At 60.2% G+C, this 12,907-nt stretch carries 11 protein-coding genes; 8 read left to right on the plus strand and 3 right to left on the minus strand.

Translation table 11 applies throughout. From position 1 onward, the window contains the following. Nucleotides 1–6 precede the first annotated feature (6 nt). The 7 genes from nusA (at nucleotide 7) to AB5Y64_RS07825 (ending at nucleotide 9,752) form a co-directional block, all read left to right on the plus strand. A complete protein-coding gene (nusA, locus tag AB5Y64_RS07795) occupies nucleotides 7–1,509 on the plus strand; it encodes a transcription termination factor NusA (protein WP_039040286.1) in 1,503 nt (500 codons plus the stop codon). A gap of 20 nt (nucleotides 1,510–1,529) precedes the next feature. After that, nucleotides 1,530–4,232 (plus strand): translation initiation factor IF-2, encoded by a 2,703-nt coding sequence (infB, locus tag AB5Y64_RS07800; protein ID WP_039040285.1) that lies wholly within the window; start codon nucleotides 1,530–1,532, stop codon nucleotides 4,230–4,232. 55 nt (nucleotides 4,233–4,287) lie between these two features. Next, nucleotides 4,288–4,722 carry a 30S ribosome-binding factor RbfA gene (gene rbfA / locus AB5Y64_RS07805; RefSeq protein WP_010675366.1) on the plus strand — a complete coding sequence of 145 codons (435 nt, stop codon included), beginning with the start codon at nucleotides 4,288–4,290 and terminating at the stop codon, nucleotides 4,720–4,722. A gap of 1 nt (nucleotide 4,723) precedes the next feature. Then, entirely contained in the window at nucleotides 4,724–5,674 is a 951-nt protein-coding gene (gene truB, locus AB5Y64_RS07810) for a tRNA pseudouridine(55) synthase TruB (RefSeq protein ID WP_010675365.1), read from the plus strand. A 135-nt stretch (nucleotides 5,675–5,809) separates the two neighbouring features. After that, nucleotides 5,810–6,079, plus strand: a complete 270-nt coding sequence (gene rpsO / locus AB5Y64_RS07815) for a 30S ribosomal protein S15 (protein ID WP_010675364.1) — start codon at nucleotides 5,810–5,812, stop codon at nucleotides 6,077–6,079. Nucleotides 6,080–6,259: 180 nt separating this feature from the next. Continuing rightward, nucleotides 6,260–8,398 (plus strand): polyribonucleotide nucleotidyltransferase, encoded by a 2,139-nt coding sequence (pnp, locus tag AB5Y64_RS07820; protein ID WP_029314766.1) that lies wholly within the window; start codon nucleotides 6,260–6,262, stop codon nucleotides 8,396–8,398. Nucleotides 8,399–8,540: 142 nt separating this feature from the next. Then, on the plus strand, nucleotides 8,541–9,752 hold the full coding sequence (locus AB5Y64_RS07825) for an MFS transporter (protein ID WP_039041126.1): 1,212 nt from the start codon (nucleotides 8,541–8,543) through the stop codon (nucleotides 9,750–9,752). Between the two features lie 3 nt (nucleotides 9,753–9,755). On the opposite strand, the gene AB5Y64_RS07830 is transcribed toward AB5Y64_RS07825, so the two are convergent. Then, the gene (locus AB5Y64_RS07830; protein WP_010675361.1) at nucleotides 9,756–10,109 is read right to left on the minus strand and encodes a DsrE/DsrF/TusD sulfur relay family protein; all 354 of its coding nucleotides are present in this window, start codon (nucleotides 10,107–10,109) and stop codon (nucleotides 9,756–9,758) included. A gap of 160 nt (nucleotides 10,110–10,269) precedes the next feature. Here AB5Y64_RS07830 and AB5Y64_RS07835 point away from each other — a divergent pair, with 160 nt between their 5' ends. Beyond that, the gene (locus AB5Y64_RS07835) at nucleotides 10,270–10,662 is read left to right on the plus strand and encodes a DUF1090 domain-containing protein (RefSeq protein ID WP_039041125.1); all 393 of its coding nucleotides are present in this window, start codon (nucleotides 10,270–10,272) and stop codon (nucleotides 10,660–10,662) included. A gap of 199 nt (nucleotides 10,663–10,861) precedes the next feature. Here AB5Y64_RS07835 and AB5Y64_RS07840 read toward each other — a convergent pair whose 3' ends face one another. Further along, nucleotides 10,862–11,110, minus strand: a complete 249-nt coding sequence (locus AB5Y64_RS07840; protein WP_010675358.1) for a YfhL family 4Fe-4S dicluster ferredoxin — start codon at nucleotides 11,108–11,110, stop codon at nucleotides 10,862–10,864. A gap of 1 nt (nucleotide 11,111) precedes the next feature. Continuing rightward, complete coding sequence (gene yegQ / locus AB5Y64_RS07845) at nucleotides 11,112–12,476, minus strand: tRNA 5-hydroxyuridine modification protein YegQ (RefSeq protein WP_039041124.1); 1,365 nt, start codon at nucleotides 12,474–12,476, stop codon at nucleotides 11,112–11,114. Between the last annotated feature and the right edge of the window lie 431 nt (nucleotides 12,477–12,907).

Consider the following 12,907-nt stretch of genomic DNA (forward strand, 5'->3'; position numbering starts at 1 on the left):
TCGGATATGAATAAAGAGATTTTGCTGGTCGTTGACGCTGTGTCCAACGAGAAGGCTGTCCCCCGCGAGAAGATTTTCCAGGCTCTGGAGACTGCGCTGGCGACTGCGACCAAGAAAAAATACGAAGGCGAGATTGAAGTGCGTGTCGAGATCGATCGCAAGACCGGTGACTACGACACCTATCGCCGTTGGGTCGTGGTGGCCGATCAGGCTTCCATGGAGAACCCGTACGGGGAAATCACTCTCGAAGCCGCTCAGATCGAGCAGCCGGATATCCAGATCGGCGACTATGTTGAAGACCAGATTGACTCTGTGACCTTCGACCGTATCACCACCCAGACCGCCAAGCAGGTCATCGTGCAGAAAGTGCGCGAGGCCGAGCGTTCCCAGGTCGTTGACCAGTTCAAGGACAAGGAAGGCACCATCATCAGCGGCGTGGTCAAGAAGAGCAACCGCGACAACGTGATCCTGGATCTGGGCAGCAATGCCGAAGCCGTGATCTTCCGTGACGACATGCTGCCCCGTGAGACCTTCCGTCCCGGCGATCGTATCCGTGGCCTGCTCTACGCCGTGCGTCCGGAAGCCCGTGGTTCCCAGCTGTTCGTCAGCCGCTCCAGCCCGGACTTCCTGAAAGAGCTGTTCCGCATCGAAGTGCCGGAAATCGGCGAAGAGATGATCGAAATCATGGGCGCCGCCCGTGATCCGGGTTCCCGCGCCAAGATCGCGGTCAAGACCAACGATCGTCGTATCGACCCGATCGGTGCCTGTATCGGCATGCGTGGTGCCCGCGTTCAGGCCGTCTCCGCCGAGCTGAGCGGTGAGCGTGCCGACATCGTGCTGTACGATGACAACCCGGCCCAATACGTGATCAACGCCATGGCGCCAGCCGATGTGGCTTCCATCATCGTTGATGAAGACAACCACACCATGGACATCGCCGTGGAAGCCGCCAACCTGGCCCAGGCCATCGGCCGCAACGGTCAGAACGTGCGTCTGGCCTCCCAGCTGACCGGTTGGGAACTGAACGTGATGACCGTCGAGGACATGCGTGCCAAGCACCAGGCCGAGAACGACCGCATCCTGACGCTGTTCACCAGCACCCTCGATATCGACGACGATTTCGCCGGCCTGCTGATGGAAGAGGGCTTCTCCACCCTGGAAGAGATCGCCTTCGTCCCGGTCAACGAGCTGCTGGCCATCGACGGTCTGGATGAAGACATGGTCGAAGAGCTGCGCAAGCGTGCCAAGGATGCCCTGACCACCAAGGCCCTGGCCAAAGAAGAATCCTTTGAAGGCGTCGAGCCTTCCGAAGAACTGCTCAATCTCTCCGGCCTTGGCCGTGAAATGGCCTATGCCCTGGCCGCTCGCGGTGTCGGCACCCTGGAAGATTTGGCAGAGCAAGGTATCGATGACCTTGCCGACATCGAAGAGTTGACCGCCGAGAAGGCTGGTGAGCTCATTATGGCTGCTCGCAATATCTGTTGGTTCGGAGAAGAGCAGTCTGAATAAGGTCAAACGGAGGAAAATGAATGGCAGAAGTATCAGTTAAGCAACTTGCCACTGACATCGACACGCCGGTTGATCGTCTTCTCCAGCAGTTTGTCGATGCCGGCATCGTGAAGAGCAAGGCCGACGACATGGTCAGCGAGTCTGAGAAACAGACTCTGCTGGCACATCTGAAGAAACAGCATGGAGGTGACGAGGTCACCGCACCTGCTCGCATGACCTTGCAGCGCAAGACCAAGAGCACTCTGAGTGTTCAGGGGTCTGGTGGCAAGAACAAGGAAGTGCAGGTAGAAGTGCGCAAGTCTCGCACCTATGTAAGACGCTCGGCGCTGGAAGATGAACAGCGCCAGGCGGAAGCCGAGGAAACAGCGCGTTTGGAAGCAGAAGAAAAAGCTCGTCGCGAGGCCGAAGAGAAGGCCCGCCTCGACGCTGAAGAGAAGGCTCGCCGTGAGGCTGAGCAGGCTCGTCGTGAAGCTGAGGAAAAGGCGCGGATCGAGGCACAACAGAAGGCTCGACAGGCTCAACAGCCCGCCAAAGCAGCCGGTAGCACAGCTCAGCAAGAGGCAGAAAAGATGGCCAAGCGCGAAGCAGAAGAACTGAAGCGCCAACAGGAACAGACAGCTTTGCAAAAAGCTGAAGAACTCGCCGCGAAGAAAGCCGAAGAGGCTCGCATCATGGCGGAACAGAATGCGGCCCGCTGGGCTGAAGAAGAAGCGGCTCGCGCCAAAGAGAGCAGCGATTACCATCTGACCACCAACAAGCACGCGCAAGCGGCCGAAGATGAGTTGGATCGTAAGGAAGAGACCAGCCGTCGCACGGCTGCCGCTGCCAAGGCGCCGAAGAAAGTCGGCCGTCGCGAAGACGACCGCAATGACCGCAACTCCCGCGATCCCCGTGCCCGCAAAGGCAAGCGTGGCAAGATGGCCATGCCGAATGCCATGAAACACGGCTTCAACAAGCCGGCTGCCGTGGTCAACCGTGACGTCGTCATCGGCGAGACCATCACAGTGGCGGAGCTCGCCAACAAGATGGCCGTCAAGGGCGTTGAAGTCATCAAGGTGATGATGAAGATGGGTGCCATGGCCACCATCAACCAGGTGATCGACCAGGAGACCGCTCAGCTGGTCGCCGAGGAGATGGGTCACAAGGTAGTGCTGCGCCGTGAGAACGAGCTGGAAGAGGCGGTACTTAGCGATCGTGACGAGACCTCCGAAGCCAAGCCGCGTGCGCCGGTCGTGACCATCATGGGTCACGTCGACCACGGCAAGACCTCGCTGCTGGACTATATCCGTAAAGCCAAGGTCGCCGCGGGCGAAGCCGGTGGCATTACCCAGCACATCGGTGCGTACCACGTACAGACCGACAGCGGGATGATCACCTTCCTGGATACCCCGGGTCACGCGGCGTTTACCTCCATGCGTGCTCGCGGTGCCAAGGCGACCGACATCGTGGTGCTGGTTGTTGCAGCTGACGACGGCGTGATGCCGCAAACCATCGAAGCTATCCAGCACGCCAAGGCGGCCGGTGTGCCGCTGGTTGTTGCGGTGAACAAGATCGACAAGCCTGAAGCGGATCCGGATCGCGTCAAGACCGAGCTGGCCCGTTACAACGTCATGTCCGAAGACTGGGGTGGCGATTGCCAGTTCGTGCACGTCTCCGCCAAGTCTGGCGAAGGCATCGACGACCTGCTGGAAGCCATCCTGATCCAGGCCGAAGTCCTGGAGCTGAAAGCCGTGGTTGACGGCATGGCCAACGGCGTCGTGATCGAATCCTTCCTGGATAAAGGTCGTGGTCCGGTTGCCACCGTGCTGGTACAGGAAGGTACTCTGCGTCAGGGCGACATCGTGCTGTGCGGTCTCGAATACGGCCGGGTTCGCGCCATGCGTGACGAACTGGGTCGCGAGATCAAGGAAGCAGGTCCCTCTCTGCCAGTGGAAATTCTGGGTCTGTCCGGTGTTCCCTCTGCCGGTGACGAAGCCACGGTCGTGCGTGACGAGAAGAAAGCCCGTGAAGTGGCGCTCTACCGTCAGGGCAAGTTCCGCGAAGTCAAGCTGGCTCGCCAGCAGAAGGCCAAGCTGGAAAACATGTTTGCCAACATGACCGAGGGCGAAGTGTCCGAAGTGAACGTGGTGATCAAGGCCGATGTACAAGGCTCTGTGGAAGCGATCTGCGATGCGCTGGTCAAACTCTCCACCGACGAAGTGAAGGTGAAGATCGTGGGTTCCGGCGTAGGTGGCATCACCGAAACCGACGCGACCCTGGCCGCGGCTTCCAGCGCCATTCTGGTGGGCTTCAACGTCCGTGCCGACGCTTCTGCGCGCAAGGTCATCGAATCCGAGAGCCTGGATCTGCGTTACTACTCCGTCATCTATGACCTGATCGACGAAGTGAAGCAGGCCATGAGCGGCAAGCTGGCTCCTGAGTATCGTCAGGAGATCATCGGTCTGGCTGAAGTGCGTAGCGTCTTCAAGTCGCCGAAGTTCGGCGCCGTTGCCGGCTGTATGGTCACCGAAGGTGTGGTCAAGCGTTCCAACCGCATTCGCGTTCTGCGTGACAACGTGGTTATCTATGAAGGCGAGCTGGAATCCCTGCGCCGCTTCAAGGATGACGTCAACGAAGTTCGCAACGGCTACGAGTGTGGTATCGCGGTCAAGAACTACAACGACGTGCGCGAAGGCGACCAGATCGAGGTGTACGAGACCGTTGAAATCCAACGGACTCTGTAAGCCGAGCGTTAGACAAAATAGGGGGCCGCGGCCCCCTTTTATCGCAGGATAGAATATGGCCAGAGAATTCAGCCGGACCCGTCGGGTCGGACAGCAGATCCAGCGTGAAATCGCGCTGATCCTGCAGCGCGAGGTGAAAGACCCGCGCATCGGCATGGTGACCGTCTCCGACGTGGAGGTCTCCAAGGACCTCAACTATGCCAAGGTTTATGTCACCTTCTTGCAACTGGAGAATGACGCCGAGCGCATCAAGGAAGGGCTCAAGGGCCTGACCGAGGCTGCCGGTTACATCCGCAGCCTGCTGGGCAGCGCCATGCGTCTGCGGGTGGTGCCCGAGCTGCGTTTCTACTACGACCAGACCCTGGTCGAGGGGATGCGCCTCTCCAACCTGGTGACCAACACTGTGCGTGAAGACAAGCGTCGCATGACTGAAGCCGGTCGTGACGAAGAGCAATCCGCACCGGATGACACGACTGAGGATAACGCCTGAGATGTCTCGTAGACGTCGTTTCAAAGGCCGTGACGTACACGGCATCCTGCTGCTGGACAAACCGACCGGCCTGACTTCCAACGATGTGTTGCAGAAGGTCAAGCGGATCTACAACGCCGCCAAGGCTGGCCATACCGGCGCCCTGGACCCCCTGGCCACCGGCATGTTGCCGATCTGCCTCGGGGAGGCCACCAAGTTCTCCCAGTATCTGCTGGAAGCGGACAAGCGCTATGAGGTGACCGCCAAGCTGGGCGAGCGCACCAATACCAGCGACTCCGACGGCGAGGTGGTCTCCACCCGCCCGGTGAATGTGGCCGTGGGTACCCTGATCGAGGCGCTGGACCAGTTCCGCGGCCCCATCATGCAGGTGCCGTCCATGTACTCCGCCCTCAAGCACAACGGCCGCCCGCTCTACGAATATGCCCGTGAAGGGATCGAGATCGAGCGGGAAGCCCGTCCCATCACCATCTTCGAACTCAAACTGCTCGGCTTCGAGGGGGACGAGGTGAAGCTGGAAGTGCATTGCAGCAAGGGTACCTATATCCGTTCCCTGGTGGACGATCTGGGGGAAGTGCTGGGCTGTGGCGCTCACGTCACCCAGCTGCGTCGCACCCAGGTGGCGAGCTACCCCTATGAGCGGATGCTGACCCTGGAGCAGCTCGAGTGTATCTTCGAGCAGGCCAAGGCCGAAAGCATTCCGCCGCGGGAGCAGCTGGATCCCCTGTTGCTGCCGATGGACACCGCCGTGGCCTCTCTGCCCGAGGTGAACATGCTGGTCGCCGTGGCCGCCTATGTGAACCAGGGTCAGGCCGTGCAGGTGGCAGGTAGCCCCCAAAGTGGCCAGGTCCGCATGACGGTTGGCCCGGAGCGCGAATTCATCGGGGTTGGCGAGATCGATGACGAGGGGCGCGTGGCGCCCAAGCGTCTGGTTCGCTACCACGACGAGGAGTGATCCTCAGGCGGTATCGGTCTGTCACGCGTCTTTCCCGTTGCGAAAAGGGGCGGGGACGATTATGATACCGCCCTCATTTCACGGCTGAATTAGAGATTGGCTGTGAACCTTTAAACACTCTACTGGAGTAATACCATGTCTCTAAATGCTGAGATCAAAGCTCAAATCGTTGCCGACAACGCTCGTGGCGCCAACGACACCGGTTCCCCCGAAGTGCAAGTTGCCCTGCTGACTGCCCAGATCAACCATCTGCAAGGTCACTTCAAGGAGCACGCCAAGGATCACCACGGTCGTCGCGGTCTGCTGCGCATGGTTTCCCAGCGTCGTAAGCTGCTGGACTACCTGAAGCGTAAAGACGTTCAGCGTTACGCTGCTCTGATCGCCAAGCTGGGTCTGCGTCGTTAATCGACCATCAGATTTCGCAAAAAAGGGGAACCGCGAGGTTCCCCTTTTTTATTGCCCGTTTCAAACAGGATGCAGGCCGTTGCCTGCCTCACAGAATTGACGTCCGCGCTTACCTTTTGATGCGAATCAAGTATACTTGCACGCGAATTTAAAGCGCCAAATTGTTAAAAGGAAACTCACGTGAATCCTATTGTAAAGTCATTCCAGTACGGTCAACACACCGTCACACTGGAAACCGGTGTGATGGCCCGTCAAGCCACTGCGGCCGTCATGGTCAGCATGGACGATACCTGTGTCTTCGTGACTGTCGTTGGCAAGAAAGAGGCCGATCACGGCCGTGATTTCTTCCCGCTGACCGTCAACTATCAGGAGCGTACCTATGCTGCTGGTCGTATCCCGGGTGGTTTCTTCCGTCGTGAAGGCCGTCCGAGCGAGGGTGAGACCCTCATCTCCCGTCTGATCGACCGTCCCATCCGTCCGCTGTTCCCGGAAGGCTTCCTCAATGAGGTTCAGGTGGTTGCCACCGTCATGTCCGTGAACCCGGCCGTTTCTCCCGACATCGTTGCCATGATCGGTGCCTCCGCGGCCCTGGCCATCTCCGGCATCCCGTTCGGCGGCCCGATCGGTGCAGCCCGCGTGGGTTACATGAACGGCCAGTACGTGCTGAACCCGACCACCACCGAACTGCCCCAGAGCGATCTGGATCTGGTGGTTGCCGGTACTGCCAATGCGGTGCTGATGGTGGAGTCCGAAGCGGCCATCCTCTCCGAGGAGGTGATGCTGGGCGCCGTGGTCTACGGTCACGAGCAGATGCAGACCGTGATCAACGCCATCAACGAATTCGCTGCCGACGTCGGTACCAAGCCCTGGGACTGGACCCCGCCTGCCGTCAACGAAGCGCTGAAAGCCAAAGTTGCCGAACTGGCCACAGCTGAACTGGGTGAAGCCTACCGCATCACCGAGAAGGCTGTTCGTTACGAAACCATCGCAGCCATCAAGGGCCGCGTGGTCGAGCAAGTCATCGCATCCGGCGTGGAAGAAGATGCCAAGAAGATCGGCGAAGAGTTCCACAGCCTGGAGAGCCGCATCGTCCGTGGTCGCGTAGTACGTGGTGAGCCGCGTATCGACGGTCGCGATCCGGAAATGATCCGCGCCCTCTCCGTCGGTACCGGCATCCTGCCCCGTGCCCACGGTTCTGCCCTGTTCACCCGTGGTGAAACTCAGGCCATCGTGGTGGCCACGCTGGGTACCGAGCGTGACGCCCAGAACATCGACGAGCTGACCGGCAACCGCGCCGATCGCTTCATGCTGCACTACAACTTCCCGCCCTACTGCGTCGGCGAGACCGGCATGATGGGCAGCCCGAAGCGTCGTGAGATCGGTCACGGCCGTCTGGCCAAGCGCGGCGTTGCTGCCGTGATGCCGAGCGCCGCCGAGTTCCCGTACGTGGTGCGCGTGGTCTCTGAAATCACCGAATCCAACGGCTCCTCCTCCATGGCGTCTGTCTGTGGTTCCTCCCTGGCGCTGATGGATGCCGGTGTGCCGATCAAGGCCTCCGTTGCCGGTATCGCCATGGGTCTGGTGAAGGAAGAAGAAGGTTTCGTCGTGCTGTCCGACATCCTGGGTGACGAAGATCACCTGGGCGACATGGACTTCAAGGTAGCCGGTACCAGCGAAGGTGTGACCGCGCTGCAAATGGACATCAAGATCGAAGGCATCACCAAAGAGATCATGGAGATTGCCCTGAAGCAAGCTCGTGGCGCTCGTCTGCACATCCTGAAAGTGATGGACGAAGCTATCCAGGCTCCCCGTGCTCAGATCTCCGATTTCGCACCGCGCATCCACACCATCAAGATCAATCCTGAGAAGATCAAGGACGTGATCGGCAAGGGTGGTTCCGTGATCCGTGCACTGACCGAAGAGACCGGCACCAACATCGAGCTGGATGATGACGGTACCGTTCGCATCTCCGCCGTGGCCAACGAAGCCGCCATGGAAGCGATCCGCCGCATCGAGGCCATCACCGCCGAGATCGAAGTGAACCGCATCTACGAAGGCAAGGTCGTGCGCCTGGCTGACTTCGGCGCCTTCGTCAACATCCTGCCGGGTAAAGACGGTCTGGTGCACATCTCCCAGATCACCGATGCCCGCGTGCAGAACGTGGCCGACTTCCTGAAAATCGGTGACGTGGTGAAGGTGAAGGTACTGGAAGTGGACCGTCAGGGCCGTGTGCGTCTCTCCATCAAGGAAGCGAACGCACCGACCGAAGCGGCTGCTGCTCCTGCTGCCGTTGCCGTCGAAGAGCCGGCTGCCGAATAAGGCTGCCGTATGTGAAAGAGCCGACCCTTGGGTCGGCTTTTTTGTGCCTGTCGCCCGGCATGGCGCAGATTGTCTCCTTGTTCCTTTTGGCGCCCCTTGATATAAGGGACGACCCCGCTTCGTTGGCAAAAGGAATTGCAGCATGTCATGGGCCTACCTCAGACAGTTTCCTTCCCTGGTCTGGATCGTCATCCTGGGCACTTTCATGGTGCGTACCACCTTCTTCATGGTCTGGCCCTTTCTCTCCATCCTGCTCTACCGTGACTACGGACTTTCGGCGACCCTGATAGGCGCCATCCTGGGGGCCACGGCGGCGCTTTCCACTCTCGTCAGCTTCTATGGCGGCTGGCTCTCGGACAAATGGGGGCGGCGCAACATCCTGCTGTTCGGCTGCCTGGTTTCCGCCGCCAGCGTGGCCCTGCTCGGCCTCTCCCACCAGGTGGGCTGGCTGGCACTCGGGGTGATCGGCAGCGGACTCTCCTACGGTCTCATCGACTCACCGGGCAAGGCACTGATGGCCGACAATCTGGCCGAGCCCAAAGCCCGTGAGCTGGCGCTGCACCTGCGTTATTTCCTGCTCAACCTGGGGGCGGCCATCGGTCCTCTGCTCGGCGTCACCTATGGCCTGAGCGCGCGTCAGGAGACCTTCCTGTTGCTCAGTGCCAGCTATCTGCTGCTTGGTATCGTCTTTGTCATCGGGTTCAGGCTGGCGGGTTGCCACACCAGCCAGGCGGCCGGGCCCGGCATGCGTGCTGTGCTGCGGGTGCTCTGGCAGGACAGGGGGTTTCTGCTGCTGATCATGGCCAATCTGCTGCTGATGCTGGTCTACGCCCAGTTCGAGTCGCCCCTCATCCAGTATCTGACCCGCGCGGGGACGCCGGAGGTGGAGCGGCTCATCGGCTGGCTGGTGACGACCAATGCGCTGACCATAGTGATGCTGCAGTTCCCCCTGCTGCACCTGACTGCCCGCTGGTCCACGCGGCGCAAGCTGCAACTCGGGGTGGCGCTCTTTCTCGGCGCCCAGTTGCAGTTTGCGCTGGGGGATACCGCCATCTGGTGGCACTGGATAGTGGCGGTGATCCTCCTGAGCGTCGGGGAGTGCATCCTCTTCCCCTTGCTCAATGTGCTGATCGATCAGATGGCGCCTGGTCATTTGAAGGGGAGCTATTTCGGGGCGGCCTCCGTCTCCGGACTCGGGGTGGCCATGGGGGCCTTGCTGGGAGGCTGGGTGCTGGCCCACTGGGGCGGGAGCTGGCTTTACGCCCTCATGGCGCTGCTCTGCCTGGTGATCCTGATGCTCTATGGTCTGAGTACCCGGACCTCGCGCCCTGCGCTGGTCCGGGCCGGGCCCTGACGGCTAGAAGGTCAGCACCTTGTCGGCGGCCAGAGTCCATTGGGCCAGCAAGGGGAGGGTGCCTATCTCTATGCCCTCGACAAGGGGTAGCGGGGTGATGCCGCGCGCATCGGTGCAGCTCTTGCAAAGCCGGATCCGGGTGCCCTGAGCCAGCAGTATCTCCAGCATCTGGCGCAGGTTGTAGCCCTCGGCCGGAGCCTGCCCGGCGAGGGCCGCAGTGACGGCATCCGACATCAGGAAGAGGTTGAGGTCTACCTTTCCCTCCTCTTTGAGGGCGATGCCGAGGCGCAGGGCATTGAACAGGGACTCGCTGCCATAGGGGGCGCCGTTGGCAATGATGAGAATGTGTTGGGTCATGTGGCTCTCCTGATTGAAAGGGCCATTGTAGCCTCGGCGAAAGCGGCCCGGCATGATGCAGAGCACACTCTGTCGTAGCCCGGCACCGTGTGTCTTGACCTCACACAGGGAGTCAGGTCTCATGGACGGCCATCCAGTATGACAGAACAAAGAGGTTGTTATGTGGAAGATCGCCGGAATAGGCTTATTGTTGTTGGCCGGACAAGCCTATGGTAGTGAAAACATCGGCTGCAAGGCCAGACAGCAGGCCGTGACGGATCAGCTTGCGTTCGCCAGGGCGCACAACAACCAGGAGCAGGTAGCCGGCCTTGAGCGGGCACTGCGCAACCTGGAGGCCCATTGTACCGATGCCGGGCTCCTTGAGGAGCAGCAACGCAAGGTAGTCAAGCAGAGGGAAGAAGTGGAAGAGCGGCTGGCCGAGTTGCAGAGCGCACGGGTATCGGGCAAGCCGGACAAGATTGCCAAGAAGCAGTCCAAGCTGGAGGAGTCCCAGGCCGAGTTGCTGGAAGCCCAGCGCGAACTCGAGGCGCTGCAAAAACTGGTCAAACCCTGAGGGAAGGGCAGCGCAATAGAAAAAGCCGGGCATGCCCGGCTTTTTCTATTTCTGGATAATGCACACCACGAGTGTCAGACCCTGACTGCCTGTGCATCCGCACGAATTTCTCCATCAACTGATCTTCGGTCTCCACCCTATGGACGGGATCCCGGAGGATGCCGTCCATGGGGCGCAGACGCTGATGCAGGTGCTACAGCTACTGCCTGTGCATCCGCACGAACTTCTCCATCAACTGATCTTCGGTCTCCACATGGGCGGGATCCCAGATGATGCAGTCGATAGGGCAGACGCTGATGCAGGTCGGCTTCTCATAGTGGCCGACGCATTCGGTGCAGCGATCCGGGTCTATCTCGTAGATCTTGCTCCCCAGGGTGATGGCCTGGTTCGGACACTCCGGATCGCACATGTCACAGTTGATGCACTTGTCGGTGATGAGCAGTGCCATCTCAGGCCGCCGAGTGAGGTTGACGGGTATCCTCGCGCTCGCCGAGGTTGCGCAGCAGGATGCCGTAATTCACGTCGATCTCCTTGGGAACCGGCACGTAGACCACGTGGCCGTTACCCGGTGCGGTGTCGATGAGCTCGCCCTTGCGGTTCTGCATCTGCTCCAGGTTGAAGCTGAGGTTGCCCTGGGGGGTCATCAGCTCCAGGCTGTTGCCCAGCAGGAACTTGTTCTTCACCTCGACCTCGACCATGTCACCGTTGCGACCGGTGATCTCGCCGACGAACTGCTGGGTGTCGGAGACGGAGTAACCGTAGTCGTAGTTCTGGTATTCGCTGTGGTTGTGACGGCGCAGGAAGCCCTCGGTGTAGCCGCGGTGGGCCAGGTTCTCGAGGGTGCCCATCAGGGTCGGATCGAACGGACGGCCAGCCACCGCATCGTCGATGGCCTTGCGATAGACCTGGGCGGTACGGGCGCAATAGTAGAAGGACTTGGTACGGCCTTCGATTTTCAGGGAATGAACGCCCATTTTGGTCAGGCGCTCGACGTGCTCGACGGCGCGCAAATCCTTGGAGTTCATGATGTAGGTACCGTGCTCGTCTTCAAACGCAGTCATGAACTCGCCCGGGCGGTTGGACTCCTCCAGCAGCACCAGGGCATCGGTCGGCTTGCCTGCGCCCAGGGTCGGATCCACCTTTTGTACGGCGATGGGCTCCTGGCGGTGGACGATCTGGCCCACGTCATCTTCCTTGCCCTCGTGCACCTTGTACTCCCAGCGGCAGGAGTTGGTGCAGGTACCCTGGTTGGGGTCACGCTTGTTGATGTAGCCGGAGAGCAGGCAGCGGCCGGAGTAGGCCATGCACAGCGCCCCGTGGACGAAGACTTCCAGTTCCATCTCCGGCACCTGCATGCGGATCTCCTCGATCTCGTCGAGAGACAGCTCGCGGGAGAGGATGGCACGGGTCAGGCCCATCTGATGCCAGAACTTCACCGTGGCCCAGTTGACCGCGTTGGCCTGCACCGAGAGGTGGATAGGCATGTCGGGGAAGGCTTCGCGCATCATCATGATGAGGCCGGGGTCGGACATGATGAGGGCGTCCGGCTTCATCTCCACCACGGGGCGCATGTCGCGGATGAAGGTCTTGAGCTTGGAGTTGTGGGGCTGGATGTTGGCCACCACATAGAACTGCTTGCCGAGGGCATGGGCCTCGTTGATGCCGAGCTGCAGATTCTCGTGATCGAATTCGTTGTTGCGCACCCGCAGGCTGTAGCGCGGCTGGCCCGCATAGACGGCGTCTGCGCCATAGGCATAGGCGTAGCGCATGTTCTTGAGGGTCCCGGCAGGGGAGAGCAATTCTGGTCTGAACATGTTGGACTCTTTTATCTGATTGCAAATCAGGACGGCGCCACCTGATGGCGTCGTGTGGGTTCATCGGTGGCGCGACCGTCTTCGACGCACGCCCATCCGATGGGGGTACATCGGAGCAGGAGGTGACTCGATACTCCGGATATACGGGGTGCGAGATTGTACTCGTGACCGCCTCGTCATGCAATTTGGGGCGGCCTTGGCATGCCTGCGCCATGTTCATTTTACGCTCAGACTGGGGTTGCTAGAGTGCAAGGGGTGAAAGATGCCCCCGAGTTGGCTGTGAAATGGATCTTTTCGGCGAAAAAGACCATCTCCAAGTTGAAATTTTGCCCTGCTCGGGAAAGAATGCGCGCTCGGTTGTTGGTCCCCGGTGACGGGCCCACAAGAGACCGATGATGAGCAGGGCAAAGGCCCACAGGAACAGGAAACCA

The sequence above is a fragment of the Aeromonas sp. R5-1 genome (assembly GCF_040908265.1).
Classification (GTDB): Bacteria; Pseudomonadota; Gammaproteobacteria; order Enterobacterales; family Aeromonadaceae; genus Aeromonas; species Aeromonas caviae.